The organism is Erwinia sp. PME.40.26/001 (assembly GCF_055556675.1).
In genome coordinates, this window is record NZ_JBVHNP010000001.1 from 1,380,445 (window position 1) to 1,406,359 (window position 25,915).

Genomic DNA, 25,915 nt, shown 5'->3' on the forward strand with positions numbered 1-25,915 from the left:
ACCCGAGCACCGTTCAGCATGTTGAAACGCCTGACTTATGGTCTGATTATCATCATTACCCTGGTGGTTCTGACCGCGCTTGGGCTTGACCGCTGGATCAGCTGGAAAACGGCCCCCTACGTTTACGACGATCTGAAGGCGTTGCCCCACCGCCAGGTTGGCGTGGTGCTGGGTACGGCCAAGTACTACCGCACCGGTGTGATTAACCAGTATTACCTTTACCGGATGCAGGGCGCGATTAACGCTTACAACAGCGGTAAGGTCAATTATCTGCTGCTGTCTGGCGATAACGCCCAACAGAGCTATAACGAACCGATGACCATGCGCCGCGACCTGATCGCCGCAGGGGTCGACCCGTCGGATATCGTGCTGGATTATGCCGGGTTCCGCACCCTCGACTCGATAGTGCGCACCCGCAAAGTATTTGATACCAACGATTTCATTATTATCACTCAGCGCTTCCACTGCGAGCGCGCGCTGTTTATTGCTCTGCATATGGGCATCCAGGCCCAGTGTTACGCCGTGCCTTCACCCAAAAATATGTGGAGCGTGCGCATGCGTGAGGTGGGTGCGCGGCTGGGTGCGCTGGCCGATCTGTATATTATGAAGCGGGAACCCCGTTTCCTCGGCCCGCTGGTGCCTATTCCGGCCCGGTATGAAGTGCCTGAAGATGCGCAGAGTTACCCGGCAGTCACGCCAGAGCAGCTACTGGATTTACAGCAGAAGAAATAATGAAGCGGTGGGTGGAGAGTTGAAACTGACTTATCAGGGCAATCCTGATAAGTCAGTGATAAGCAATGCCTGCCGGTCAAGCGTGGACAACCTTTCGGAGATTGTCCACGCCATCAGAGGATTACTTCTTGCGGGCGTACTTCAGGGAGTCCAGCGCGACGGCGAAGATAATGATGCCGCCCTTGATAATGTACTGCCAGTAAGGGTTCACGCCGATATAGGTCAGACCGTAGTTGATGACGGTGAAGATAATCACCCCGGTCACCACGCCTGCCACCGTTCCAACCCCACCCGCGAACGACACACCGCCGACGACACAGGCCGCAATCGCATCCAGCTCATACATAAAGCCAAGGTTGTTGGTAGCAGAACCGATGCGCCCGGCTTCCAGCATACCGCCGAAGGCATAAAACACGCCGGACAGGGCATAGACCAGAATCAGGTTCCACGGCACGTTAACGCCAGACACGCGCGCGGCTTCCGGGTTGCCGCCGATGGCAAAAATATTCTTACCGAAGCGGGTTTTATTCCACAGGATCCACACCACAAAGATGGCGATAATCGCGTAGAAAGTAATGTACGACAGTTTGAAATCACCCAGGCGCAGGAAGCCCTGAGCAAAGGTGGAGAACTTCTCATCGAAGCCTGCCACCGGAGAAGCCCCAACGAAGTCGTAGTACAGCGAGTTAACGCCGTAAACGATGATCATGGTACCCAGCGTGGTGATAAATGGCGTCACCTTCAGGTAGGCAATGATCACGCCGTTGATCAGCCCAATCAGCGCACCGATGGCACAGACAATGGCGATCACCACCGCAATTGGCAGGGTTTCCAGATGCGGGAACACCTTGTTGGCATTATCCATCGCCTGCAACAGCGTCGCCGCGACCACCGCAGCCAGACCAACCTGACGGCCAGCTGACAGGTCTGTTCCCTGGGTGACAATCAGACCGGCAACGCCCAGGGCGATAATGACACGCACTGAGGACTGGGTCAGGATGTTACTCAGGTTCATTAAACTTAAGAACGTTGGATCCTGGATAATAATGATGGCCAGTAATACCATCAGCACCACATAAATCCCACCCTCTTTCAGCCAGGTGAGTGCACTTTTCTTATTCACTGCTTTCATAGTAACAGCCCTTACATCATTAAAGGTGCAACGATGCCAAACGCAATATTTCGTTTTGCGTGGTTGTCTTCGTTTCGACAATGCCTGCTACCAGGCCATTACTCATTACCAGGATACGATCGGTAACGCCCAACAACTCTGGCATTTCGGAAGAGATAATAATGATCCCCTTTCCCTTCTTCGCCAGTTCTGAAATCAACTGATAGATTTCAAATTTCGCCCCAACGTCAATACCGCGCGTCGGTTCGTCGAGCATCAATATTTCTGGCTGAGTTAATAACCAGCGACCGATAATCACCTTCTGCTGGTTACCCCCTGATAAGGAGCCAATCGACGTGTGATGTCCCGGTGTTTTAACCCGCATAGAGTCAATCACCCACTGGGTATCACTTTTCATCCGGCTATTATCCAGCAGGCCAATGCTGTTCTTATATTTACTAATATTAGATATCAGCGAGTTGAAACCAATATCCAGGTAGGCATAAATCCCGGTGGAACGACGCTCTTCCGTCACCAGGGCAAAACCGTGGTTAATCGCTTCGTTGGCGCTGTGGTTATTAATCGCCTTGCCGTGCAGCTTAATGGTGCCGCCTGACTTTTCGCGAATACCAAACAAGGTTTCCACAATATCAGTACGCTTGGCACCGACCAGGCCTGCAATCCCGAGAATTTCACCCTTGCGCAGGTCAAAGGAGATATCGCGAATAGACGGCTGGCGCAGGGAGGTGAGGTTACGCACTTCCAGAATGGTCTCGCCCGGCACGTTGCTCTTATCCGGGAAACGTTGATTCAGCGAACGGCCCACCATCATGGCAATGATCTTGTCCATATCCAGCCCTTCCAGGGGCTGAGTGGCAATCCACTGTCCGTCACGCAGAATAGTGATTTCATCACACAGCTGGAAAATCTCTTCCATTTTATGCGAAATATAGATAATCCCGCAGCCGCGATCCTTCAGCTTACGAATAATCGTAAACAGATGGTTGACTTCTTTTTCCGTCAGGGAGGAAGTCGGCTCATCCATAATCACGATTTTAGCGTTATAAGAAAACGCCTTGGCAATTTCAATCATCTGCATTTGCGAAACAGACAGTGAAATCACTTTGTCTCGTGGATCAATATCAATATCCAGCTCGTCGAAGATCGCTTTGGTATCGCGATACATTTTCTCCTGATCGACGAAAAAACCTTTCTTCGGATAGCGGCCAAGCCACATGTTATCCATTACGGTACGTTGCAGGACCAGGTTTAATTCCTGATGCACCATCGACACGCCATTTTCCAGCGCCTCTTTAGAGCTCTTGTAATTAACTTCCTCGCCCTGAAAAAGAATGCTCCCCGTATCTTTACTGTAAATGCCAAAAAGGCACTTTAAAAGTGTTGATTTTCCAGCACCATTCTCCCCCATCAGGGCGTGAATTGAATGTGGACGGACTTTTAAATTAACATTATCGAGCGCTTTAACCCCGGGGAATGACTTACTGACGTCGGTCATCTCCAGTAAAAATTCGCGCTGTGTTTGCACGTTATCGCTGCCCATATCTCTACCCGGCTGAGTGGTGTGGAGTCAGGTCACCCTGACTCAACACCTGATACGGGTGCTGACAGTCAGCACCCGTATCAGGTTGTACTTATTTAGGCAGGTCTGCCAGGTTGTCTTTATCTACCGGTACATAGGCAACACGGACAACTTTACCGTCCAGTTTATAGTCGGTGCCTTCGGTGGCAGGTTTACCCGCCGCCAGGTTAATCGCCATATCCAGCGTGGCTTTTGCCTGGTTTTTCGCATCATTCAGCACGGTGCCGGCCATTGCGCCAGATTTCACCATCGCCAGCGCTTCTGGCAGCGCATCGACACCAAATACCGGTACCGAGGATTTGTTGTGGGCTTTCAGGGCTTCGACAGCGCCCATCGCCATCGCATCGTTGTTGGCGATAACGACTTCAATTTTGTTACCGTTTGGACCTGACAGCCAGGCGTCCATCTTATCTTTAGCCTGTGCAGTGTCCCACATCGCGGTATCCAGATGCAGCTGCTGCGTTTTGATGCCGTCTTTGTTTAGCGTGTCGATCACGTATTTGGTACGGGCTTCCGCATCCGGGTGTCCTGGCTCGCCTTTCAGCAGCACGAACTGAATCTGACCGTCTTTGTTCAGGTCCCAGGCCGCGTTAGCTTTCCAGTGTTTCTCAATCAGCTCGCCCTGCTTCACGCCAGACTCTTTCGAGTCGGTACCGACATAGTAAGCTTTGTCATAGCTGGCCAGGGCTTTTGCCGTTGGCTCTTTGTTGAAAAATACCACCGGGATGTCGTTTGCTTTGGCTTTGCTGATCACCACTGCCGCTGCTGCCGGGTCAACCAGGTTGATCGCCAGGGCTTTCACGCCTTTAGCGACCAGGACGTCCACCTGATCGTTCTGAGTAGACTGGCTGTTCTGCGAGTCATTCATCAGCAGCTGCACGCCCGGGTTATTCTTGGCTTCTTTCTCAATATCCTTGCGCACAACCGACATAAAGTTGTCGTCGTATTTATAAATGGTGACGCCGATACGGGTATCTGCTGCCTGAGCAGTTGCGCCAAACAGCATGGTGGCAACCAGGGCGCTGAGAGTGAAAACCTTCTTATTCATGGTATCTCCGGTTTTTATAGGGTAGTACTCAACGCCACGTACCGGCAGATGACCGGGCACGGGGCGATCAGTGGGGTGACGGCGAGGCGTAAATGTTAATTTTACGATCTGCTTCGCCGACAATGGATCACATTAAACCCGACTTCCCTGTACGGAATGCTTCCTGAATGCTGTGTGTGAAACTGTTTCACAGGGAGGCAACGTCACCATGAAATGGGGCCTGGCTGCCGTTACATAATGTTTCAAACCCTGCAGGACGCTGTCATCATAGAGAAGGCGTTGTTAATTAACTGTGAATTTACTCACAGATTGGAAACGGTTACATCTCAGATTCACCTGAGTTAGTGACGGCCGCCACATTTTGCCGGGTTGCCACGGAATGACGGCGGACCAGCGTTGGCATAAAGCAGTGACGGGCACTGCTGTCCAGCTCTCCCGCCGCGCCTTTCAACGCCAGTTCCGTGGCCAGTTTTGCCATAGAAACAATCGGGTAGCGAACGGTACTTAGCTGTGGATCGGTATAACGGGAGATGGGTATATCGTCGAAGCCCACCACCGAAAGCTGCTGTGGCACGGCAATACCGTTATCTTTCAACGCGGCCAGCGCGCCTGCGGCCATGCTGTCGTTATAGGCAAACACCGCCGTCAGATGCAGGTTACGGCCTAACAGCTCGACCATGGCCGCCTCACCGCCCTGCAGATCCGGCTCGCCTGCTGCACACCAGCTCTCCACGGGGGTGACGTCCTGCTCGCTTAACGCCTGTGACCAGCCATCGCGCCGCTGGTCGTTATCTTCGATGGGGTGAACCGAGCCAAGATAGCCGATACGCTGATGCCCGTGCTGCTGCAGCATACGCATCGCCATCAGCGCCCCGCTCACGTTGTCAAGACAGACACAGCGGTGGGCAAAACCGGGGATAATACGGTTGACCAGCACCATGCCAGGTACTTGCTGCATCAGCGAGGCAAGCTCCTGATCGCCCAGCGCTTTTGCATGCACAATCAGGGCATTACAGCGCTGGCGGATCAGCACCTCAATGGCGTGACGCTCTTTTTCCGCCTGATGATAGGAGTTATTGATTAACACATGTTTTTGCAGGCGCTGGGCCACGGTGTCTACCGCTTTCACCAGTGCGCCAAAGAAGGGATCGGACACGTCCATGACCACCACACCGATGGTATCGCTGACCTGAGTGGCCAGCGCCTGAGCATTGGCGTTGGGCCGGTAGCCAAGACGGGCAACCGTTTTCAGCACCGCCTCACGGGTATCGCCGGTCACCGCCGCACTGTTATTCAGCACCCGCGAGACCGTCGCAACAGAAACACCCGCCTCACGGGCGACATCACGTATGGTAATCATGAGCAATCACCACAGAAGCATATTTTTTGCATAGCTCTTCCTGACCCAAACGCATTCTGGCGTCTATTCTGTCAGGCGGGAGCCGTGTGCTGCGTGAATTCCGTCACAGGCTTGAAAACGGTTACATACAATTTTTTAACGTTTGTGATGTATATCATCTTCCGCCGGGGGTTTCTGTTCCGCAGAGAGTCCGGCAGCGGTCAGACGCCGCCATAGCCACTCCACCGGCCCCTGACGGAAAGTCCGTAACCAGTAGTGAGAAAACAGCAGGTTAACGCACCAAATCAGCGGCACGATCAGCAATAACTGCAGGCGGTTGAAGTGGTTAAACAAAGCAAAGTGGTTAAACAGCGTGGTGCAAATCAGCGTCTGTAACAGATAATTGCTCAGCGCCATACGGCCGACGGCACTGACACTCAGCGTCAGACGCCAGCGCTGTAGCTGTGGCCACCAGCCAAAGCAGAGCGCGGCATAGCCCAGCGACTGCAGGGGTGCGCTGATCTCCCGCGGCACCTGCAGGAAGAATCCGGCCCAGCGAAAGTCCCATTTGACGTACCACTGTAACGCAATTGACGCGGCCTCAATCAGCATCCCGAGGATCACCAGCTGTATTCCGGTTCGACGGTAGTGTTGCAGACTCCAGCTGCCGCGCAGCCAGCCCGAACGCATTAACGCCGCCCCCAGCATCATCAGCCCGGCCAGCTGCCAGCCATACTGTGCCGCCAGTGCCATCAGCGAGGAACCCAGCATATCCAGACGATTGGCCACCGCCTCCCAACCGCCGTGAGTGCGCCAGAACGTTTCATACTGGACGTCGGCCGCTCCCGGCAGCCAGGAGCTGTTAGGCGTGTGTCCGGAGGACATACCCAGTACCACCAGCACCCCGCTACCAATCAGATAGAGCATCACGCCGGTATTAAACAGCTGCCGCGTGCCGGGCACGTCGCGGATCATGCGCCAGGCAATCAGTCCGGTCAGGCCGTAGGCCAGCAGAATATCCCCCTCCCAGAGCAATAGCGCGTGCAGAAAGCCCAGGATCACCAGCCAGGAGAGGCGTGACTGTATCCAGCGCTTGCCACGCGGCAGCAGCAATTGCAGCCCGCCGCCAAACAGGATGGCAAACAGCGTCAGGAATTTTGCCTGGGCGAAGAGATCCATGGCCGCCCATACGGCGAAGTCAGACAGCGAGGGCAACCCCTGCCAGGCAGGATTAAGGTAGGCCGCTTTCGGCAGGCCAAAGACGGTAATATTCAGCAGCAGAATGCCGAGAATGGCCAGCCCGCGAATAAAATCCAGAGGAAGAATACGGGACATAAAAGGTTCCCCACAACGACGCTGCGGCAAGAAGGCGGACCGAAAAAGGGTCCGCCCCGACAGGGGATAATGGCTGGCGCAAAGCCGGCCCCGAGGGACCCGCCCGCGTCAGGCCCTGTTAACGATGGCGTACCGAGCGCAGAAACTCCTGGCGCGTATTCTGGCTGGACTTAAACAGCCCGCCGAGCGACGTAGTGGTCGTGGCGCTGGTCGCATCACGAATACCCCGGGCTTTCACGCAGTAGTGAACGGCATCGATAGAGACCGCGACGTTATTGGTCCCGAGCAGGGTCTGCAACGCCAGCAGGATCTGCTGAGTGAGGCGCTCCTGAACCTGCGGGCGCGAAGAGAAGAACTGCACGATACGGTTAATTTTCGACAGGCCAATGACTTTATCTTTTGGTATATACGCCACGGTCGCCCGGCCGTCGATAATCACAAAATGGTGTTCGCAGGTACTGGTCAGCGTGATATCCCGCACGGTGACCATCTCGTCCACTTTCATTTTATTTTCAATCAGCGTGATTTTCGGGAAGTTGGCATAATCCAGTCCGGAAAAGACCTCATTCACATACATTTTAGCAATACGCTGCGGCGTTTCCGCCAGGCTGTCGTCTTCCAGATCAAGATTGAGCAGCTGCATAATTTCGGTCATATGACCCGCGATCAGCTGCCTGCGAGTGTCATCGTCCATTTCACGTGCGGGTGCGCGCAGCGGGGTTTCCAGGCCACGGGCAACCAGTGCCTCATGAACCTGTGTGGCTTCCTGACTTAACGTCGCCATGTTTTTCTCTTCTCCGGCTGGTGTGACTGACCAGGTTAATGCAACCCGGTGGAATTTCTGAGGCGCTATTTTGGTACACATTTGGTGTCCGATCCAGTGAATCAGCGTATTTGTCATTGAAACCCTGTCACTCCGCCGCAGGCTCACGCCGCCACACCAGCGCACCCGCAACCACCAGGGCGGCCCCCGCCACATACAGCGCCGGTTCCAGCCGGTGCGTCAGCGCGGTAGAGAGTGCCGACAGCAACGGCCCCACCAGCTGCCCTACCGCATAACCGGTGGTCAGTAATCCGGCCAGATAGCGCGTATGCAATGGGGCCAGTTCGCGGGCATACTGCAGGGAAAGCTGCACCACGCAGAGGAAACCGCCGCCAACCAGTGCCGATCCCAGCGCCAGCCCGCCCAGGCCCGGGATCATATCAGAGGCAAATACCCCGACCGCCTGCACCCACAGCACCAGGGCCAGACGACGGTGGCTGCTGCCGAGGTGGCGGGTCAGGATACCAATGATGATGCCGACCACCGCCGCCCCACCAAACACCGGCCAGACAAACTGGCTAATCAGGCCGGGAAAGCGCGTGGTCGCCATTTGCGCCAGGAACGTCGCGGGCAGGATATAGCCAAAACCGGCCAGGCTGTAGCTCCATACCAACCGCCGGAGGCCGGAGGTCAGACGCAGGGGATCCGGGGCCGTTTCCGGGCGATGCAGCTGACCGGTACGCGGCAGTGTTCGCGCTATAAGCATTACCAGGATCAGGGCCAGCACGCCGTAGGCAAACCAGGCCCAGGCGGCACTGACCTGCTGACTGTGCAGCCACACCGCCAGCATGCCGCTGATGAAAATCCCGGTACCCGGGCCAGCAAACACCGCGGCACTCAATCCGGGCCGCTGGTAGCGGTGCAGCTGCTCATTACTCCACGCCGCAATCAGTACCATCGCCCAGCCGCTGGCCCAGCCCACCAGAAAGCGAACCAGCCCGTGCTGCCACGGGCCGGAGGCCCACGCCGACATCAGCGTCAGTATCACCGCCCCCCAGACGCCCGCCTGCAGACGCCACTCCACCCGCCGCGTCGCCCGCATCGCATCAAAGGAACCGCACAGGTAGCCCAGGTAGTTAAAGGCCGCCACCACGGCAGCGCTGGTCAGCGACAGCTGATGTTCGGCTATCATTAATGGCACCTGTGGCGTAAAGGCAAAGCGCCCTATTCCCATGGCCACCACCAGCGTCAGAAAAGCGCACAAAGCAACACGAACCGCCATTTTTAACTCCTGCCCTATTTTAGTTGCCATCAGCATGCGTGATGGTTAGAATCACGGAAAGTGAATAATACTAACTAAGTTGCTTACGATAAGAGAATAAATGGATCTGACCCAGCTAAAAATGTTCTGCGCCGTTGCCGACAGCGGTTCGCTGGTGCGGGCTGCCGAGCAGCTGCACCGGGTGCCATCAAACCTCACAACGCGCCTGCGTCAGCTTGAAGAAGAGCTGGGTACCGATCTGTTTATCCGCGAGAAGCAGCGTCTGCGGCTGTCACCGATGGGCCACAATTTCCTCTGCTATGCCCAACGCATTCTCACGCTGAGTGAAGAGGCGCTGAATATGGCGCACGGAGGCAAACCCGCAGGCAACTTTGCGCTGGGCTCAATGGAGAGCACCGCTGCAACACGGCTGCCGTCTCTGCTGGCGGAGTTTCACCAGCGCTACCCTGCCGTGAACCTGGCGCTCAGCACCGGCACTTCCGCCGAACTGATTGAAAGAGTGCGTATCGGCACCCTGGCCGCTGCGCTCGCCGATGGTCCGGTTAACGGCGACGAACTGAACAGCTGCGTGGCGTTTCAGGAAGAGATGATACTGATCTCCAGCCTGGAGCATCCGTCGATTGTGACGCCCGGGGATGCCGCAGGCTGTACGCTGTTTGCCTTTCGTCCCGGCTGCTCCTACCGCGTACGTTTTGAAAACTGGTTCCGTGCTGCGGGCATTCAGCCGGGTAACGTAATGGAAATCCAGTCTTACCACGCCATGCTGGCCTGCGTCGCCAGCGGAGGGGGAGTGGCCTTACTGCCGGCGGCGCTACTGGCGCAGATGCCCGGCCATGTTCGTGTGCGTCAGCATCCACTGCCGCCCGAACTGCGCGATACCGAGACCCGACTGGTGTGGCGTCGCGATGCCTTCACACCGAATGTCGAGGCGCTGAAGTACCTGATTATTGAACAATTTGATGAGAAGTCCAGCGATTAACAGCTGTTTTCGTCAAGCCTGGTTACGCTTATTACACTATTCCGAATGACAGGAGCAACACATGCAGATGATTAAAACCCGTGCCGCCGTCGCCTGGGCCGCCGGTGAACCCCTAAAAATTGAAGAGCTGGACCTGATGCCTCCGCAGAAGGGAGAAGTGCTGGTCCGTATCGTGGCCACCGGCGTTTGCCACACCGATGCTTATACCCTTTCGGGCAAAGATCCTGAGGGCGTGTTCCCGGCGGTACTGGGCCATGAAGGCGGTGGCGTAGTGGAAGCCGTGGGCGAAGGCGTCACCAGCGTCGCCGTCGGAGACCATGTGATCCCGTTGTACACCCCGGAATGCGGCAAATGTAAATTCTGTCTGTCCGGCAAAACAAACCTGTGTCAGGCCATTCGTTCTACCCAGGGGAAAGGCCTGATGCCGGACGGCACCACCCGCTTCTTCAAAGACGGCCAGCCGATTTTCCACTATATGGGCACATCAACGTTCTCTGAATACACCGTGATCCCGGAAATTTCACTGGCAAAAATCAGCAAAGAAGCGCCGCTGGAAGAAGTCTGCCTGCTCGGCTGCGGTGTCACCACCGGCATGGGGGCAGTGACCAATACGGCGAAAGTAAAAGAAGGCGATACCGTGGCGATCTTCGGCCTGGGCGGTATTGGGCTGTCGGCGATCATTGGGGCAAAACTGGCGAAAGCGGGCCGTATCATCGGGATTGATATCAATACCAGCAAATACGATCTGGCTCGTAAGCTGGGCGCGACCGACCTGATCAACCCGAAAGATTACGATAAGCCGATTCAGGATGTGATCGTGGAGATGACCGACGGCGGCGTGGACTTCTCCTTCGAATGTATTGGTAACGTAAACGTGATGCGTTCAGCGCTGGAATGCTGCCATAAAGGCTGGGGCGAATCCGTGATTATTGGCGTGGCCGGTGCCGGTGAAGAGATTGCCACCCGTCCGTTCCAGCTGGTCACCGGCCGCGTATGGCGGGGTTCCGCCTTCGGTGGCGTAAAAGGCCGCTCACAGTTGCCGGGTATTGTCGATCGCTATATGAACGGTGAGTTCCAGCTTAATGACTTTATTACCCACACCATGCCGCTGGAAGAGATTAACGAGGCGTTCGACCTGATGCACGAAGGGAAGTCGATCCGTTCCGTGGTGCATTTCGCGAAAAAATAAGAGAGGAAAGGATGCCATCAACTCTGGAACTGCTTGAAGAACATCGCCTGTTTGGCGGCTGGCAGCAGCGCTATCGCCACCAGTCTGCCAGCCTGAACTGCGCGATGACCTTCAGTATTTTTTTACCCGGGCCTAAGGGCAGCATGCCCCCTCCGGTGGTGTACTTCCTGGCGGGCCTGACCTGTAGTGACGAAAATTTCAGCGTCAAATCCGGTGCGCAGCGCGTCGCCGCCGAACTGGGCCTGGTGCTGGTAATGCCGGACACCAGCCCGCGCGGCGATGACGTGGCAAACGATGACGGCTATGACCTGGGTCAGGGAGCCGGATTCTACCTCAATGCCACCGAAGCGCCGTGGGCAGACCATTTTCGCATGTATGATTACATCAACAGTGAACTGCCCGCCCTGATCGCCGGTAATTTCAACGTCAGCGATCGTCAGGCGATCATGGGTCACTCCATGGGCGGCCACGGGGCACTGATGATTGCCCTGCGCAACCCGGGAAAATTCAGTTCCGCCTCGGCATTCGCGCCGATCGTTAACCCGCTGGAAGTGGCCTGGGGACAGAAAGCTTTCCGCGCCTATCTGGGAGAGGATGTCAGCACGTGGAAGCAGTATGACAGCTGCTGGCTGATGCGTAACGGCGGCGCGGTGCTGCCGATGCTGGTCGATCAGGGTGACAGCGATCAGTTCCTGGCCGATCAGTTACGTCCGGAACGGCTGGAAACCCTCGCGACAGAGCTGAATTACCCGTTAACCGTGCGTATTCAGCCCGGTTACGACCACAGCTACTTCTTTATCGCCAGCTTTGTGGAAGATCATCTGCGCTTCCACGCGCAGCACCTGCTGGTGTAAAAAAAGGCCGACCCAAAAAGGTCGGCCCTTACATCAGGCTGTCTGCAAGGCGACCTTCTGTTACGGTCGCCCCTGCATCAGAACGCTGGCGCTTCCACCAGGCCGTCAATCAGTACCTGCGGCACGCCCTGCGAACAGCGCTCAATCCGCCCTTTCACCCCGTATACCCGCGCCAGACTGTCCGGCGTAATCACCTCTTCCGGTAATCCGTCAGCTATCAGCTCACCGTTTTGCAGCATCAGGACATGTTCACTGTGGCGCAGCGCGATGTTGATATCATGCACCACCACCACCGTCACGATATTGCGCAGGCGGGTCTCGCGGCGCACTAAATCCATCACGTGGAACTGGTAATTCAGATCCAGGGCGCTTAACGGTTCATCCAGCAGTAACAGCTCCGGGCGGCGGATCAGCGACTGTGCCAGACCGACCAGTTGCTTCTGCCCGCCGGAGAGCTGATCAAGGTAGCTCAGGGCAAGATGCGCAATACCCAGCTGCTCCAGAAGGGCCATCACTTCAGCTTCGCTGCTGGCATTGCTGCGCCCGCCGCTGGCCCGCTGTGCCACGATAATCGACTCCAGCACGTGCAGGTGTACGCCCGCGGGCAGCGACTGTGGCAGATACACCACGCGCGCCGCGCGGCGGGCAAACGGCAGCGCCATCAGGTCTTCTCCGTTCAGCCACAGCTCGCCGCTGGCACGGTTAAGCCCGGCCATCGAACGCAGCAGCGTTGATTTCCCGCAGCCGTTAGGGCCCAGCAGAACGGTGATTTTTCCCTGTGGCAGCAGCGGTACGTTAAGATTATCGATGACCTGACGTTTTGGATACCCGGCATGAAAGCCGCTTATTTTCAGTCCCTGCATCAGACACTCCCCCGATGGCGCAGAATAATACTCAGGAAGAACGGCACACCCACCAGCGAGGTGACAATGCCGACGGGAATGATCACGCCCGGGATCAGGTTCTTCGACACCACCGACGCCATCGACAGCACCAGCGCCCCGGTCAGTGCGCTGGCCGGCAGGTAGAAGCGGTGATCTTCGCCAAATATCATTCGCGCAATATGCGGTGCAACCAGGCCGATAAAGCCTATCGGGCCGACAAATGCTACCGCCAGCGCAGAGATCACGCTGATGCGCAGCAGGGTCATCAGACGCAGACGCCGCACGTCAATCCCGAAGCTGACCGCACGATCTTCGCCCAGGCGCAGCGCGGTAAGCTTCCACGCGCTTAACATGGAGAACGGCACCAGAATCAGCAGGGCAACGCACAGCACGCCGAGTTTTTCCCACGAGGCGCGCGCCAGGCTGCCCATCGTCCAGAACACCAGGCCCTGCAGGGTGTCTTCACTGGCAATAAACTGCATCATGGAAACCAGCGCATTGAAGGTGAAGACCAGCGCGATACCAAACAGCACCACCCCGGAGGTGGACACCTGCGTCCAGCGCGTGACCGCATCCAGCATCAGGGCGGCAATCAGCGCAAACACAAAGGCGTTGGCTGAAATAAACCACTGATCGGGGATGCCGGGGATACCAATGCCCAGCACGATCGCCAGCGCCGCGCCAAAGGCGGCCGCAGAGGAAACACCCAGCGTAAACGGACTGGCGAGGGGGTTATTGAGGATGGTCTGCATCTCTGCACCGGCCAGCCCCAGCCCCAGGCCGACGATCACCGCCATCAGCGCATAGGGTAGCCGGATGTCCCAGACGATGACCCGCGTGCCGGCATCCACCGATTCCGGCGACAGCAGGGTTTGCCACAGCACCGGCAATGACAGCCCTGACGGGCCGAGGGTGAAGTCCAGCACCAGTGAGGCCAGGATCGCCACCACCAGTACCGCCATGATCAACAGACGATGGCGCAGTAGCTGGTGATAACGGCCCATGACGCCCTCAGGCGGTACCTTGCCCGCGTGCTGCACGGGTTCCTGGGTTAAGCTCATACTCAATACCTGTTCAGTGTCTGTAATGCCGCTTAAAATAAAGCAAATGATAATACTTATCAGTAATATTTTGAGTCTTTTTCGTAACGTAAAAAAAGGCGCGGGATACGCGCCTCTCTTTACCCTGCCGCCCGTTACTTATCGAACGTCGGGAACTCCATCTCGCTGTACTTCACAAAGCGCGTTTTGCGCGTCAGTTTAAAGCCAAACCAGATAATCAGGAACAGCGGAATGCCAATGTAGGTCGCCGCCACACCACCCCAGTCAATGGTATCCGACAGGAATGCCTGATAGTTCTGGCCCAGAGTGATGATCAGGCAGAGCACGAAGGCAAAAATCGGCCCCAGCGGGAAGAAACCTGAACGGTACGGCAGATCTGCCAGGTCGCGTCCCTGTGCCATATAGCCTTTACGGAAGCGATAATGGCTGATGGCAATGCCCAGCCAGGCGATAAAGCCGGTCATCCCGGAGGTATTCAGTAGCCACAAATAAACCGTCTGATTGCCGAACATCGAGGTCAGGAAGCACAGCCCGGCCACCACCGTGGTGGCATACAACGCGTTACGCGGCACTCCGCCCTTCGACAGTCTGGCAAAGATGCGCGGCGCTTTACCTTCCGATGCCAGGGTATAAAGCATACGGGTTGAGGCATACATACCGGAGTTCCCCGCTGACAGCACTGCCGTCAGGATCACGGCATTCATCACTGCCGCCGCCGACAGCAGACCGGCATGCTGGAATACCAGCGTGAACGGGCTGACGCTGATGTCTTTGACATCGTTGCGCAGCAGGCTGGGGTCGGTATACGGGATGATCAGGCTGATCACCAGGATGGCAAACACATAGAACAGCAGGATACGCCAGAATACCTGACGCACCGCACGCGGAATATTTTTCGCCGGATCTTCGGATTCACCGGCTGCAATGCCAATCAGCTCGGTGCCCTGAAACGAGAAGCCGACGATCATCGCCACGCCAATCATTGCCGCAAAGCCTCCGGAGAACGGCGCATCGCCGATTTCCCAGTTATGCCAGCCCGCACTTTCTGCACCGCGCATAATGCCGGCGATCATCGCGACGCCGACGATAATAAAGATGATCACGGTCGCGACTTTGATCAGGGAGAACCAGTATTCTGCCTCACCAAAGCCTTTTACCGAGATGTAGTTGAGCAGGAAGATCAGGCAGAGGAACAGCGCGCTCCAGATCCAGCCTGGAGTATCCGGGAACCACCAGGTCATCACCAACTGGGACGCCACCAGGTCAACGGCGATAGTGACCGCCCAGTTGTACCAGTAGTTCCAGCCCAGGGCGAAACCAAAGCCTTCTTCGACGTATTTTGCGCCGTAGGTAGAAAAGGAGCCTGAAACAGGCATAAAAGCCGCCAGTTCACCGAGGCTGGTCATCAGGAAGTACACCATCAGGCCGATCAGCATATAGGAGAGCAGTGCTCCGCCGGGCCCGGCCTGTGAAATGGTGGCACCAGAAGCGACAAATAAGCCGGTACCAATCGATCCGCCTATGGCGATCATCGTTAAGTGACGCGCTTTCAGAGCCCGTCTTAACCCAGGGGGTTGTGTTGTTTTTGTGTCATGATCCATGTTTAAACGCTGCGCCTTGCAAAAAATAAGGCGCGATTATAGCAACCTGCCCGGGGTCGTATAGCGATAACACCACGTTATAAGTTAGCTTCATAATCGGCGGCGAATTATTAGCGCGGCGTGGTGAGACCGGGGGACGGGGGACGGGGAGCGAAAAAAAGATCGCCCCCTGCCTGAGACAGATTGACGGTGTGTGACGATCCTGCTGTTTTATTCCGTGCAGTAACTGAGGAAGCGACTCAATGCTTTAGAAAGGTGCTTCTGACGGTGATGGATCCGGTACAGCGTTCGCTTCAGCGAAGGGAGTGGGATCGCCACTTCGACCAGCGTGCCCATTTCCAGCTGCTCGGCAATCACACGGCGGGACAGGCAGCTGATCCCCATGCCGTGCCGCACTGCGTTTTTGATCGCCTCTGAATTCCCCAGTTCCAGCGCCAGATCAAACTGCGGCAGGTGGGAGAGCAGCAGATAATCGACAATTTCACGGGTGCCTGAACCATGCTCACGCAGGATCCAGGGCGCAGCCGCCAGGCTCTGTAACGACACCGGTTTTCTGAGGATCTCTGCCCCCGGGGCGGCGAAGACCACCAGTTCATCTTCCAGCCAGGGTTCAGTCACCAGATCGGCCATGTGACAGGGGCCTTCGATCAGACCAATATCGACGCGAAAGTCGGCTACGGCAGTGATGACGTCCTGGCTGTTGCCCACACTCAGCTCCAGCGGCAACAGCGGGTAATCGCGGCGATAGCGGGCGATCATCCCCGGTAGCAGGTAGTTGCCGATGGTGCTGCTGGCTGAGATACGCAGCGCGCCGTTGTCCTCGCGGAACAGTTGTTCAATTTCCAGCGCCTGCTCAAGCAGACCGACGGCACGCGGATACAGCAGTCGCCCGTGCTCGTTGATCACCAGACGCTTACCTACCCGGTCAAATAGCTGTACGCCAAGCTGACCTTCCAGATCGGCCAGCGCCGCGCTGACCGCGGACTGCGATAACGACAGTACCTGAGACGCCTGAGTGGTTGAACCGCTCTTCAGTACCTCGGTAAACACTTCCAGCTGTCGCAACGTTATATGCATGGTCCTTCCCCTGACAAATCATTCTTCATGTGGCCCGTCATGATGCTACGCAGCGGCCATTCCCTTAACACTTATAGTTGTTAATTATAAAAATATAATCAATTTCACTTTTAAGCAAACATCTTTCATTCTGTTCCTGTCATTAATGGAGGAAGAGATATGGCTGATATCGTGCTCAATAAACAACACCATCCGATCGGGAATTTTATTCCAGGTGTGGCGCTGGCCGCAGGGATTTCTGCCCTGGCTATCTGGGCCGCCAGCATCCCTGAAATTGCCTCGCTGGGGTTGGGCGCACTGACCCTGGCTATCGTGGCGGGGATCGTCACGGGCAATACGCTGTATCCACACATTTCTCAGTATTGCGATGGCGGGATTATCTTTGCTAAACAGAAGCTGCTCAGACTGGGCATCATTCTTTATGGTTTCCGCTTAACTTTTCAGCAGATTGCGGACGTCGGCGCAAGCGGCATTATCATCGACGTTCTGACACTGAGCTCAACCTTTATGCTGGCCTGCTGGCTGGGGCGCAGCGTGCTCGGACTTGACCGCGATACGGCCTGGCTGATTGGCGCGGGCAGCAGCATTTGTGGTGCCGCCGCCGTGCTGGCTACCGAACCGGTACTGAAAGCCGAGGCGTCAAAGGTTGCCGTGGCGATTGCCACCGTGGTGATCTTCGGTACCGTGGCGATTTTCCTTTATCCGCTTCTCTATCCGCTGGTTGTGCAGCTGTTTCCTTGGGTAACGGCGGAAAACTATGGCGTCTACGCAGGGTCAACCATGCATGAAGTTGCCCAGGTGGTGGCCGCAGGGCATGCCATCAGCCCGGAAACTGAAAACGCAGCGGTCATTGCTAAAATGCTGCGCGTAATGATGCTGGCTCCGTTTCTGGTCACCCTCGGCTGGTGGATGAAACGTACTCAGCCGGTGACAGAAGGCGCGAAAAAAAGCGCCCTCTCGTTCCCGTGGTTTGCCCTGCTGTTTATTCTCGTGGCGCTGTTTAACTCTCTGCACCTGCTGCCGGCAGCGACCGTCAGCGCCATTAACCAACTGGACAACTTCCTGCTGGCAATGGCAATGGCGGCACTCGGTGTAACCACGCAGATCGGACAGTTGAAGCACGCCGGCCTGCGTCCGATCCTGCTGGGGCTGATCCTGTTTGTCTGGCTGATCGTCGGGGGCGGTGCGATCAACCTGCTGGTTGCGCATTTGATGGCATAATTTCCGCGCTTTTCCGGTTATGATGACCCGCCTGCCATTGAGCAGATCATCAACAGGAGAACGGCATGAAATATATCGGTGCCCACGTCAGCGCGGCTGGCGGTGTGGATCAGGCGGTACTACGCGCTGTGGAGCTGGAAGCCACGGCCTTCGCGCTTTTTACCAAAAACCAGCGCCAGTGGCGCGCGGCCCCGCTGACTGATGAAGTGATTTCGGCCTTTCGTACCGCCTGTGAAAAGCATCACTTCAAGCCAGAACAGATCCTGCCTCACGACAGCTATCTGATTAACCTTGGCCATCCGGTTTCGGAAGCGCTGGAGAAGTCGCGTGAGGCCTTTCATGATGAGGTGACGCGCTGCATGCAGCTGGGGCTGACATTGCTTAACTTCCACCCCGGCAGCCATCTGCACCAGATCAGTGAAGAAGCGTGTCTCAAGCGCATCGCTGAGTCGATCAATATCGTGCTGGACAAAACCGAGGGCGTGACGGCAGTGATTGAAAATACCGCTGGCCAGGGCAGTAACCTCGGGTTCCGCTTTGAGCATCTGGCCGCCATTATCGACGGCGTGGAAGATAAATCCCGCGTTGGCGTCTGCATTGACACCTGCCACGCCTTTGCCGGTGGTTACGATCTGCGTAGTGAAGAAGAGTGTGTGCAGACCTTTGCGGAATTTGAACGCATTGTCGGCTTTCAGTATCTGCGCGGCATGCACCTGAACGATGCGAAAAGCGAATTTAACAGCCGGGTCGATCGCCACCATAGCCTGGGTGAAGGCAATATCGGTAAAACGGTGTTCAGCTGGCTGATGAAGGATGCGCGTTTTGACGGTATCCCGATGATTCTGGAGACGGTCAATCCGGATATCTGGAAAGATGAGATTGCCTGGCTGAAGTCAGAGCAACACTCTGCCTGAACGAAGAAATGAAAAAGGGGCTGACCAGAGAAGAAGGTCAGCCCCTTTTTTGTCATCCCGTTTCCAGGATTAGACCTTAAGCGCTTCCGCTTCCGGGCGTTTCAACACCGCGTAAGACAGACCGGCCACCAGCGTACCGATAATAATCGCCGCCAGGTAACCCACGACTGGGGTGATTGCGCCAGGGATCAGCAGGACAAACAGACCGCCGTGAGGGGCCATCAGTTTGGCACCAATCGCCATCGACATCGCACCGGTCACCGCGCCGCCGATAATGCAGCAAGGTAATACGCGCATCGGGTCACGGGCCGCAAACGGGATAGCCCCTTCGGAGATAAAGCACAGGCCCAGTACCAGCGCCGCTTTGCCGCCTTCCTGCTGACCTTTGTTAAATTTCCGGCGGGCAACCAGCGTTGCCAGACCCATCGCCAGCGGTGGCACCATACCGGCCGCCATAATCGCTGCCATCGGTGCGTAGGTTTGCGAACTGAGCAGCCCCACACCGAACGCATAGGCCACTTTGTTTACCGGGCCCCCCATGTCGGTACACATCATGCCGCCGAGGATAGCGCCCAGCACCACGGCGTTAGCCGTACCCATGTTCGCCAGCCACGCGGTCAGACCCGACATGATACCCGCGACCGGCTTACCGACCACGTAAATCATCAGCAGACCGGTAATCAGGCTCGCTACCAGGGGAATGATCAGAATCGGCTTCAGCGCTTCCATACTGGTCGGCAGTTTGACCTTCGAGCTGAGGAACTTCGCCGCATAACCGGCAATGAAACCAGCGATGATACCGCCAAGGAAACCGGCATTAATGCTGGTCGCCAGCATGCCGCCAATCAGACCCGGGGTCAGACCCGGACGGTCGGCAATGGAGAAGGCAATAAAGCCTGCCAGCACCGGTACCATTAGTGCAAAGGCACTGCTGCCACCAATCTGCATCAGCGCAGCGGCGAGCGTACCCTGCTCTTTAAACGCCGTAATACCAAAGGCGAAGGAAAGTGCGATACTCAGACCACCAGCGACCACCATCGGCAGCATGTAAGACACGCCGGTTAGCAGGTGACGGTATGCGCCTGCTTTCTCTTTTTTCTCATCCGGGGCAGAGGACTGACCGCCCTGAGGCTGGTAAACCCGGGCTTCTGCCACGGCTTTATCCAGTTCCTGAGCCGTTTTCTTCAGCGCCAGGCCGGTTGAGGTACGGTACATTGGCTTGCCGGCAAATTTTGCCAGATCAACTTCAATGTCTGCGGCCACAATCACCAGATCGGCCGCCGCAACTTCTTCAGGGGTGATGGCATTGCCCGCACCTACTGAGCCCCGGGTTTCCACCTTCACCCACCAGCCGCGTTTTTTCGCTTCAGTATCGATGGCCTCAGCGGCCATAAAGGTATGTGCCACGCCGGTTGGACAGGCGGTAATGGCCACGACGCGTTTAGGTCCGGTTGCGGCCGCCGGCGCAGCCACTGCTGGCTGGGCGGTGGCTGCCGGTGCCTGATAAGGGCGGGCATCCGTTTGCGCTTTTGCCAGCACTTCTGCCGGTTGACGCAGTAATTGCTCAATATCTGCCAGGTAGATGGCTTTGCCGTTCAGGTTGCTGTCAGCCGGAATGTTCTTGCCCGCGACAATAACCTGATCTGCTTCTGCCGGATTATCGGTCAGCGTCAGTCCTGCGCTTGCCGCAGCCGCAGTGGTTATATTTTTAGCCAGGTAGCCCGTTGCCAGCCCAAGAGAGGAATCGATTATCAGCAGCGTTTTCATTATGCGTCTCCTGCTGTTAGTTAATGAAAGGTTGTAGGTCGACACGCGCCATCATTGCGGCCAACTGGGTACGATCGGTAACACCCACATTGCTCTGGCTGACGGCCATGGCCGCAACAGCAGTTGCAAGGCGCAGCGTGTGCTCGCTGGATTCACGCATCAGCAGGCCGTAAATCAGCCCGCCGACCATCGAATCGCCAGCACCCACGGTGCTTACAACTTCACAGGCAGGTGGTTTTGCAATCCATTCGCCTGAAGCATTCACCCACAGCGCCCCTTCGGCACCCAGAGAGATCACCACATGAGCGATACCCTGCTCACGCAGCGCATGTGCTGCTTCAATCACATCTTGTAATGTCGGTAATTTGCGGCCCGCCCAGATTTCCAGCTCACGGCGGTTAGGTTTAACCAGCCACGGCGCGGCTTTCAGGCCCGCGACCAGCGCCTCACGGCTGCTGTCGAAGATAATGCACGGGCAGTGGGTGCGCAGCTGCGTCATCCACTCGGTGAACGCGTCCGGGTCCACGCCGGCCGGCAGACTGCCGCTGACGCAGACCATATCGAACTGGCCCAGCCAGGTTAGCGAGTCAGCGGTAAAGCGGTCCCAGTCCTGTGCAGTCACGTCAAAACCAGAGAAGTTCAGGTCAGTCACCTCGCCGTCTTTCTCGGTGAGTTTGACGTTGATACGGGTACGGCCTTCCACTACCTGGAAGCGGTTCGCAATGCCCAGCTCGCTGAACAGGTGCTGGAAGCCGTCCTGGTTCTCTTTGCCGAGGAAGCCGCCAACAGTCACATCAATGCCCAGGTCTTTCAGTACCTTAGCAACGTTGATGCCCTTACCTGCCGCGTGCAGCCCGGTGGTTTTCACCAGGTTAACTTCGCCGTGTTCGATTTCCGGGGTATACCCCACCAGGTCGTAAGCCGGGTTCAGGGTGATGGTGGCAACACGTCTGCTCATGCCGCACCCTCGCCCAGACCGGCAGCGATCGCTTCACCGACAGCATCCAGTGCCGCACGGGCATCTTCACCGCTGGCGGTGAAACGCAGGCGATGGCCTTTTTTCACGCCCAGGGCGACCACTTTCATCAGGCTGCGGCCGTTAGCCGGTTTCCCGCTGCCATCAAGGTTGGTGACGGTCACATCACAATTAAACTGTTTGATTACGCTGACCAGCGCCGTACCCGGACGGGCATGCAAACCGTGTTCGTTACGGATAGTGAACTCTTCGGTCAGCACATCAGCCTGCTCGGAAACTTCACTGGTCAGTAGCGCCAGGATACCGGCGGCATCCGCACTCAGCAGGCGGTCAGCCTTCTGCTTAATCAACAGATCGCTTAAGTAGTTCAGCACGTTCAGCGGCTGATCGTCGGTAACGGACACGGTGATCAGCATGGACGCTGTTTCACCGTTAACGCTGAAGGGTGCCGCCGCACGGCTGATGGCCACCGCGCTGGCAAGATTGCCGTTCGTGCTGTCACTGAGCCAGATACCCTGCCCCAGGTTCAGCGGTTTGCCGGCAATCACGTCGCTGACGAAAGAGGCGTCTACCGCTCCCGCCTGCTGCAGACGTCCGGCATTCAGTGCCTGAAGGGTCATCAGGTCGCTGGCGGCGACATCGGTACTGATCAGCGAGGTGTCAAATTTGAATTCTGCGGCCAGCTTTTCTCCCATCAGGATGCTGCGCAGGGTTTCAGCCGAGTCGGTGGTACGCAGCTGTTCGGCCACGCTGTCATCGCTCAACACGTGCGTCAGCTGACGCAGCAGCGCCAGATGTTCGTCTGACTTTGCGGCAATCCCGATCACCACATATGCCGTCTGGTCTTCACCCCAGGCGATGCCCTGTGGGAACTGGAAGACCTGAACGCCGGTTTTTAACACCAGATCGCGGGTGTCGGTGGTGCCGTGAGGAATGGCAATGCCATTACCGAGGTAGGTGGAGGTCTGCTGCTCACGCGCGAGCATTCCGTCGACATACCCTTCGCCAACGTTACCGGCGGCGGTCAGTGCGGCGGCCACCTGACGAATGGCATCGTGTTTGTCGCCTGCCTGGGCTCCAGGCTTAATGGCGTTGAGTTCTAACTGGAACATGGTTCTCCTCGCTGCTGAATTTGAATCGTTTCAGCTAATTTGAGAAAAAAAGCGCTATCCCGGGACTAACAAGCTGACGAGACAACGCTGAAACGTTTCAATGAGTGTGGTGCCTTTACGGGATTTGTTGCAAGTTTTACTGTGAACGACGTAGCAGATTTTTGATGTCCCGCACATTTCATCCTTTCTTTTCAGAAAAAAGCGCGGCAGAAGGGAGAAAAGCTGAAGGGGTGCTGACAGGCACAATAGCGCATAAAGGGTGCAAAAAGTGCGCAATCAGGGCATTGGCGAGCCTTCTATTGAAAAACCATTCCCGCTTTTCGCATTACGGCGTAAAATCTCGCCGTTTTTTCCTCTTCAGGCCAATCAAAACATGTCTCTTCCTGCTGCGCCCGCCCGTTCCCTGCCCGACAGCCAGTCGGTGGCCTTTCTTGTTGTGGCGTTTATTTCCGGACTGGCGGGGGCGTTGCAAACCCCGACACTCAGCCTGTTCCTCAGCACGGAAGTGCAGGTGCGCCCGTTTATGGTCGGCCTGTTCTTCACGCTCAGCGCGGTGATTGGCATCGTCGTCAGCCAGCTGCTGGCCCGCTATTCCGACCGCCGGGGTGACCGCAAAACGCTGATCCTCTACTGCTGTCTGCTGGGTGCCATGGCCTCCCTGCTTTTTGCCTGGAACCGTAACTATTTTATCCTGCTGTTCGTCGGCGTTTTGCTCTCCAGCTTTGGCAGCAGCGCCACGTCGCAGATGTTTGCACTGGCGCGTGAGCACTCCGATAAGATCGGACGGGAGAATGTGATGTTCAGCTCGGTGATGCGCGCGCAGATCTCACTGGCGTGGATGGTTGGCCCACCGCTGGCCTTTGCCCTCGCCCTGGGCTACGGTTTTCGCACCATGTACCTTTGCGCCGCTATCGCCTTTGTGCTCTGTGCCGTTATCGTGCGTTATCTGCTGCCTTCGATGCGTAAAACCACGGTGATCCTGAGCCAGCCTCTACAGGCGCCGCGCCGCCACCGCCGCGCCACCCTGATGCTGTTTATTGCCTGCACCCTGATGTGGTCGAGCAACGGTCTGTATCTGATCACGATGCCGCTGTATGTGGTGAATGAACTGCACCTGCCGGAGAAACTGGCGGGGCTGATGATGGGGCTGGCCGCCGGACTGGAGATCCCGGTTATGCTGCTGGCCGGTTATTTTGCCCGGCGCTGCGGTAAGCGGCGATTGATGTGCGGCGCGGCTTTCTGCGGACTCCTGTTTTACAGTGGCACGCTGCTGTTCAACGGAGAAACGTCGATGCTGCTGCTTCAGGGGTTGAACGCGATGTTTATTGGTGTGGTGGCGGCCATCGGCATGATCTACTTCCAGGACATGATGCCAGGCCAGGCCGGTGCGGCCACGACGCTGTTCACCAACTCAACCCGTATGGGCTGGATTGTTGGCGGGTCGCTGGCGGGGATGGTGGCAGAAGTCTGGAGTTTCCATGCCGTTTTCTGGTTTGCCGTGGTGATGATGGCGGCCTCCCTGCTCTGCCTGTTACGGGTGCCGGAGCCGGACGCGGAGGAAAACGCCACTGCCGCCTGAATCAGGGCGCGGTCTGCGCCTCCAGATCCAGCAAATAAATCATCGACTGCGCGCGGTTGTGCCCGCACATGGCGGCCTCGGGTTGCAAGCTTGCACAGACGGGTGGACGCAGCGGTGAACCGAAGATTTTGCAGCGCATCAGCTCGTCGAGCTGCACACAGGGCGTGTTGGCTGGTTTACCATTCGGATGACCCGGGATCGGCGATGAAATTGAAGGGGCCGTACAGCAGGCACCACAGGCGGCACGACACTCCATGACTGACCTCCGGAAGGAAAGCGCGACAATAGCAGTCCGCCGGGGCGAATACTATGCTTGTTTTGTGACGGAACCCTTGCGGCCAATACGCTGCTGCGCGTTCCGCCAGGCACATATTTTCTCCGGGCCATCTTGCCTGGTGACAGCGGCGCGAGTAACGTGTCGCGATAAATTTCCTCATCCTTTTCCATACGAGACCTGTTTTATGCCAAGAGCTAACGAAATCAAAAAAGGCATGGCCGTGAGTTTTAACGGCAAGCTGCTGTTAGTGAAAGATATTGATGTGCAAAGTCCAAGCGCACGTGGCGCATCCACGCTGTATAAGATGCGTTTCACTGATATCCGCAGCGGAATGAAAGTGGAAGAGCGCTTTAAGGGCGATGACATCATCGACACCATTTCTCTCAGCCGCCGTCAGGTCACCTTCTCCTACATTGACGGGGATGAATACGTCTTTATGGATGACGAAGACTATACGCCTTATAACTTTAAGCAGGAGCAGATTGAAGATGAGCTGCTGTTCCTGCCGGAAGGCGGTATTCCTGGCATTCAGGTTCTGACGATGGACGGCCAGATCCTCGCGCTGGAACTGCCGCAGACGGTAGATATGGAAATTGTTGAAACCACCCCCGGCATCAAAGGCGCGTCAGCCAGTGCCCGAACCAAACCGGCAAAAATGGCGACAGGTCTGATTGTTCAGGTGCCCGAGTACCTCAGCAACGGTGATAAGATCCGTATCCACATCCCCGAACGTCGTTACATGAGCCGTGCCGACTAGAGACGTCAAAAAAGGGGCTGTCACCTGACCGCCCCTTAATGTTATATTATAACAATTACCGGTATTCCATCGTGAGTATTCCCAATCGGTGTTCAGCATCCAGCCAATGAAGCTGGCTATGGCCGATATTATAAGGCATCGGCTTTGAAGCGCGGGTGTTTAGCGCCAGTGTTGTCACCTGTGTCTGCCCGTTACGCAGACAGGAAACCTGAACCGATCTTTGATTGATTTCAGATTCGCAGGGGGATTCAACAATGCTGCCCGTAAAAAGAATAGTGCCCGAATTTGCTGTTTCCTGACTATTCCCTGCCAATGAATTGCTCGTCCATGAGGCAAAAAGCATAACGGCAACGGCCGCATGAATGCTGTTCATTTTTCACCTCGTTGGTAACATTTATTTTCTTTTCTCTCTTACCTTAGCCAATAACGCCCCATCTCGTGATGAAAACAAATACGG

Annotated in this window: 24 protein-coding genes; 8 read left to right on the top strand and 16 right to left on the bottom strand. The window is 56.5% G+C overall.

Annotated features, from left to right (window positions below):
- The first annotated feature begins 18 nt into the window (after positions 1-18).
- Positions 19-732 (top strand): outer membrane permeability protein SanA, encoded by a 714-nt coding sequence (gene sanA / locus ACZ3HG_RS06610; RefSeq protein WP_191932933.1) that lies wholly within the window; start codon positions 19-21, stop codon positions 730-732.
- Positions 733-853: 121 nt separating this feature from the next.
- Here the strand turns inward: sanA and mglC are convergent, their stop codons facing one another.
- The 7 genes from mglC to ACZ3HG_RS06645 all read right to left on the bottom strand — a co-directional run bounded on the left by mglC (position 854) and on the right by ACZ3HG_RS06645 (position 9,210).
- Complete coding sequence (gene mglC, locus ACZ3HG_RS06615; protein ID WP_191932934.1) at positions 854-1,864, bottom strand: galactose/methyl galactoside ABC transporter permease MglC; 1,011 nt, start codon at positions 1,862-1,864, stop codon at positions 854-856.
- Positions 1,865-1,883: 19 nt separating this feature from the next.
- A complete protein-coding gene (gene mglA / locus ACZ3HG_RS06620) occupies positions 1,884-3,404 on the bottom strand; it encodes a galactose/methyl galactoside ABC transporter ATP-binding protein MglA (protein ID WP_062742874.1) in 1,521 nt (506 codons plus the stop codon).
- Positions 3,405-3,495: 91 nt separating this feature from the next.
- Positions 3,496-4,491, bottom strand: coding sequence for a galactose/glucose ABC transporter substrate-binding protein MglB (mglB, locus tag ACZ3HG_RS06625; RefSeq protein WP_062742875.1), 996 nt, complete (start codon positions 4,489-4,491; stop codon positions 3,496-3,498).
- A gap of 319 nt (positions 4,492-4,810) precedes the next feature.
- Positions 4,811-5,851, bottom strand: coding sequence for an HTH-type transcriptional regulator GalS (gene galS / locus ACZ3HG_RS06630; RefSeq protein ID WP_465332391.1), 1,041 nt, complete (start codon positions 5,849-5,851; stop codon positions 4,811-4,813).
- A 135-nt stretch (positions 5,852-5,986) separates the two neighbouring features.
- Positions 5,987-7,165: a DUF418 domain-containing protein YeiB gene (gene yeiB, locus ACZ3HG_RS06635; protein ID WP_465332393.1), complete on the bottom strand. Its 1,179-nt coding sequence runs from the start codon at positions 7,163-7,165 to the stop codon at positions 5,987-5,989.
- 118 nt (positions 7,166-7,283) lie between these two features.
- Complete coding sequence (gene folE / locus ACZ3HG_RS06640) at positions 7,284-7,949, bottom strand: GTP cyclohydrolase I FolE (protein ID WP_062742877.1); 666 nt, start codon at positions 7,947-7,949, stop codon at positions 7,284-7,286.
- A gap of 127 nt (positions 7,950-8,076) precedes the next feature.
- Positions 8,077-9,210, bottom strand: a complete 1,134-nt coding sequence (locus tag ACZ3HG_RS06645; protein WP_191932937.1) for a YbfB/YjiJ family MFS transporter — start codon at positions 9,208-9,210, stop codon at positions 8,077-8,079.
- A 100-nt stretch (positions 9,211-9,310) separates the two neighbouring features.
- On the opposite strand from ACZ3HG_RS06645, the gene ptrR reads away from it, so the two are divergent.
- The 3 genes from ptrR to fghA all read left to right on the top strand — a co-directional run bounded on the left by ptrR (position 9,311) and on the right by fghA (position 12,232).
- On the top strand, positions 9,311-10,189 hold the full coding sequence (gene ptrR / locus ACZ3HG_RS06650; protein WP_465332396.1) for a putrescine utilization regulator PtrR: 879 nt from the start codon (positions 9,311-9,313) through the stop codon (positions 10,187-10,189).
- A 61-nt stretch (positions 10,190-10,250) separates the two neighbouring features.
- Positions 10,251-11,378: an S-(hydroxymethyl)glutathione dehydrogenase/class III alcohol dehydrogenase gene (locus ACZ3HG_RS06655; protein WP_191932939.1), complete on the top strand. Its 1,128-nt coding sequence runs from the start codon at positions 10,251-10,253 to the stop codon at positions 11,376-11,378.
- An 11-nt stretch (positions 11,379-11,389) separates the two neighbouring features.
- Complete coding sequence (fghA, locus tag ACZ3HG_RS06660) at positions 11,390-12,232, top strand: S-formylglutathione hydrolase (RefSeq protein ID WP_137269484.1); 843 nt, start codon at positions 11,390-11,392, stop codon at positions 12,230-12,232.
- 77 nt (positions 12,233-12,309) lie between these two features.
- On the opposite strand, the gene ACZ3HG_RS06665 is transcribed toward fghA, so the two are convergent.
- The 4 genes from ACZ3HG_RS06665 to yieE all read right to left on the bottom strand — a co-directional run bounded on the left by ACZ3HG_RS06665 (position 12,310) and on the right by yieE (position 16,855).
- A complete protein-coding gene (locus tag ACZ3HG_RS06665; protein WP_191932941.1) occupies positions 12,310-13,095 on the bottom strand; it encodes an ABC transporter ATP-binding protein in 786 nt (261 codons plus the stop codon).
- Complete coding sequence (locus ACZ3HG_RS06670; RefSeq protein WP_191932942.1) at positions 13,095-14,177, bottom strand: FecCD family ABC transporter permease; 1,083 nt, start codon at positions 14,175-14,177, stop codon at positions 13,095-13,097. Before ACZ3HG_RS06670 ends, ACZ3HG_RS06665 begins: the two co-directional genes overlap by 1 nt.
- Positions 14,178-14,311: 134 nt before the next feature.
- Complete coding sequence (locus ACZ3HG_RS06675) at positions 14,312-15,778, bottom strand: amino acid permease (protein WP_191932943.1); 1,467 nt, start codon at positions 15,776-15,778, stop codon at positions 14,312-14,314.
- 210 nt (positions 15,779-15,988) lie between these two features.
- The gene (gene yieE / locus ACZ3HG_RS06680; RefSeq protein WP_191932944.1) at positions 15,989-16,855 is read right to left on the bottom strand and encodes a DNA-binding transcriptional regulator YeiE; all 867 of its coding nucleotides are present in this window, start codon (positions 16,853-16,855) and stop codon (positions 15,989-15,991) included.
- Positions 16,856-17,014: 159 nt separating this feature from the next.
- Between yieE and ACZ3HG_RS06685 the strand changes: the two genes are divergently transcribed.
- Together ACZ3HG_RS06685 and nfo are read left to right on the top strand one after the other, a co-directional pair.
- Entirely contained in the window at positions 17,015-18,076 is a 1,062-nt protein-coding gene (locus ACZ3HG_RS06685) for a YeiH family putative sulfate export transporter (protein ID WP_191936618.1), read from the top strand.
- 65 nt (positions 18,077-18,141) lie between these two features.
- Complete coding sequence (gene nfo, locus ACZ3HG_RS06690; protein ID WP_191932946.1) at positions 18,142-18,990, top strand: deoxyribonuclease IV; 849 nt, start codon at positions 18,142-18,144, stop codon at positions 18,988-18,990.
- A 69-nt stretch (positions 18,991-19,059) separates the two neighbouring features.
- On the opposite strand, the gene fruA is transcribed toward nfo, so the two are convergent.
- The 3 genes from fruA to fruB are packed head-to-tail and all read right to left on the bottom strand — an operon-like array spanning position 19,060 to position 22,845.
- Positions 19,060-20,757 (bottom strand): PTS fructose transporter subunit IIBC, encoded by a 1,698-nt coding sequence (fruA, locus tag ACZ3HG_RS06695; protein WP_191932947.1) that lies wholly within the window; start codon positions 20,755-20,757, stop codon positions 19,060-19,062.
- 16 nt (positions 20,758-20,773) lie between these two features.
- Positions 20,774-21,715 carry a 1-phosphofructokinase gene (gene fruK / locus ACZ3HG_RS06700; RefSeq protein WP_191932948.1) on the bottom strand — a complete coding sequence of 314 codons (942 nt, stop codon included), beginning with the start codon at positions 21,713-21,715 and terminating at the stop codon, positions 20,774-20,776.
- Positions 21,712-22,845 carry a fused PTS fructose transporter subunit IIA/HPr protein gene (gene fruB, locus ACZ3HG_RS06705; RefSeq protein WP_191932949.1) on the bottom strand — a complete coding sequence of 378 codons (1,134 nt, stop codon included), beginning with the start codon at positions 22,843-22,845 and terminating at the stop codon, positions 21,712-21,714. Before fruB ends, fruK begins: the two co-directional genes overlap by 4 nt.
- A 373-nt stretch (positions 22,846-23,218) precedes the next feature.
- On the opposite strand from fruB, the gene ACZ3HG_RS06710 reads away from it, so the two are divergent.
- On the top strand, positions 23,219-24,424 hold the full coding sequence (locus ACZ3HG_RS06710; protein WP_465332402.1) for a sugar efflux transporter: 1,206 nt from the start codon (positions 23,219-23,221) through the stop codon (positions 24,422-24,424).
- Position 24,425: 1 nt separating this feature from the next.
- On the opposite strand, the gene ACZ3HG_RS06715 is transcribed toward ACZ3HG_RS06710, so the two are convergent.
- Positions 24,426-24,680, bottom strand: coding sequence for a YkgJ family cysteine cluster protein (locus ACZ3HG_RS06715; RefSeq protein ID WP_465332403.1), 255 nt, complete (start codon positions 24,678-24,680; stop codon positions 24,426-24,428).
- Positions 24,681-24,885: 205 nt separating this feature from the next.
- Here ACZ3HG_RS06715 and yeiP point away from each other — a divergent pair, with 205 nt between their 5' ends.
- Complete coding sequence (gene yeiP, locus ACZ3HG_RS06720; RefSeq protein ID WP_062742893.1) at positions 24,886-25,458, top strand: elongation factor P-like protein YeiP; 573 nt, start codon at positions 24,886-24,888, stop codon at positions 25,456-25,458.
- 55 nt (positions 25,459-25,513) lie between these two features.
- On the opposite strand, the gene ACZ3HG_RS06725 is transcribed toward yeiP, so the two are convergent.
- Positions 25,514-25,831: a hypothetical protein gene (locus ACZ3HG_RS06725; RefSeq protein ID WP_465332405.1), complete on the bottom strand. Its 318-nt coding sequence runs from the start codon at positions 25,829-25,831 to the stop codon at positions 25,514-25,516.
- Positions 25,832-25,915 lie beyond the last annotated feature (84 nt).

Bases quoted from the DNA above. Each gene is read 5' to 3' on its own strand.
- ACZ3HG_RS06675 (WP_191932943.1), bottom strand. From the start codon at position 15,778: ATGGATCATGACACAAAAACAACACAACCCCCTGGGTTAAGACGGGCT.
- fruA (WP_191932947.1), bottom strand. From the start codon at position 20,757: ATGAAAACGCTGCTGATAATCGATTCCTCTCTTGGGCTGGCAACGGGC.
- galS (WP_465332391.1), bottom strand. From the start codon at position 5,851: ATGATTACCATACGTGATGTCGCCCGTGAGGCGGGTGTTTCTGTTGCG.
- yeiB (WP_465332393.1), bottom strand. From the start codon at position 7,165: ATGTCCCGTATTCTTCCTCTGGATTTTATTCGCGGGCTGGCCATTCTC.
- ACZ3HG_RS06670 (WP_191932942.1), bottom strand. From the start codon at position 14,177: ATGAGCTTAACCCAGGAACCCGTGCAGCACGCGGGCAAGGTACCGCCT.
- fghA (WP_137269484.1), top strand. From the start codon at position 11,390: ATGCCATCAACTCTGGAACTGCTTGAAGAACATCGCCTGTTTGGCGGC.
- nfo (WP_191932946.1), top strand. From the start codon at position 18,142: ATGAAATATATCGGTGCCCACGTCAGCGCGGCTGGCGGTGTGGATCAG.
- ACZ3HG_RS06655 (WP_191932939.1), top strand. From the start codon at position 10,251: ATGCAGATGATTAAAACCCGTGCCGCCGTCGCCTGGGCCGCCGGTGAA.
- fruB (WP_191932949.1), bottom strand. From the start codon at position 22,845: ATGTTCCAGTTAGAACTCAACGCCATTAAGCCTGGAGCCCAGGCAGGC.
- ACZ3HG_RS06715 (WP_465332403.1), bottom strand. From the start codon at position 24,680: ATGGAGTGTCGTGCCGCCTGTGGTGCCTGCTGTACGGCCCCTTCAATT.
- ACZ3HG_RS06710 (WP_465332402.1), top strand. From the start codon at position 23,219: ATGTCTCTTCCTGCTGCGCCCGCCCGTTCCCTGCCCGACAGCCAGTCG.
- sanA (WP_191932933.1), top strand. From the start codon at position 19: ATGTTGAAACGCCTGACTTATGGTCTGATTATCATCATTACCCTGGTG.
- yieE (WP_191932944.1), bottom strand. From the start codon at position 16,855: ATGCATATAACGTTGCGACAGCTGGAAGTGTTTACCGAGGTACTGAAG.
- ACZ3HG_RS06665 (WP_191932941.1), bottom strand. From the start codon at position 13,095: ATGCAGGGACTGAAAATAAGCGGCTTTCATGCCGGGTATCCAAAACGT.
- mglB (WP_062742875.1), bottom strand. From the start codon at position 4,491: ATGAATAAGAAGGTTTTCACTCTCAGCGCCCTGGTTGCCACCATGCTG.
- ACZ3HG_RS06725 (WP_465332405.1), bottom strand. From the start codon at position 25,831: ATGAACAGCATTCATGCGGCCGTTGCCGTTATGCTTTTTGCCTCATGG.
- fruK (WP_191932948.1), bottom strand. From the start codon at position 21,715: ATGAGCAGACGTGTTGCCACCATCACCCTGAACCCGGCTTACGACCTG.
- folE (WP_062742877.1), bottom strand. From the start codon at position 7,949: ATGGCGACGTTAAGTCAGGAAGCCACACAGGTTCATGAGGCACTGGTT.
- mglA (WP_062742874.1), bottom strand. From the start codon at position 3,404: ATGGGCAGCGATAACGTGCAAACACAGCGCGAATTTTTACTGGAGATG.
- ptrR (WP_465332396.1), top strand. From the start codon at position 9,311: ATGGATCTGACCCAGCTAAAAATGTTCTGCGCCGTTGCCGACAGCGGT.
- mglC (WP_191932934.1), bottom strand. From the start codon at position 1,864: ATGAAAGCAGTGAATAAGAAAAGTGCACTCACCTGGCTGAAAGAGGGT.
- ACZ3HG_RS06645 (WP_191932937.1), bottom strand. From the start codon at position 9,210: ATGGCGGTTCGTGTTGCTTTGTGCGCTTTTCTGACGCTGGTGGTGGCC.
- ACZ3HG_RS06685 (WP_191936618.1), top strand. From the start codon at position 17,015: ATGGCTGATATCGTGCTCAATAAACAACACCATCCGATCGGGAATTTT.
- yeiP (WP_062742893.1), top strand. From the start codon at position 24,886: ATGCCAAGAGCTAACGAAATCAAAAAAGGCATGGCCGTGAGTTTTAAC.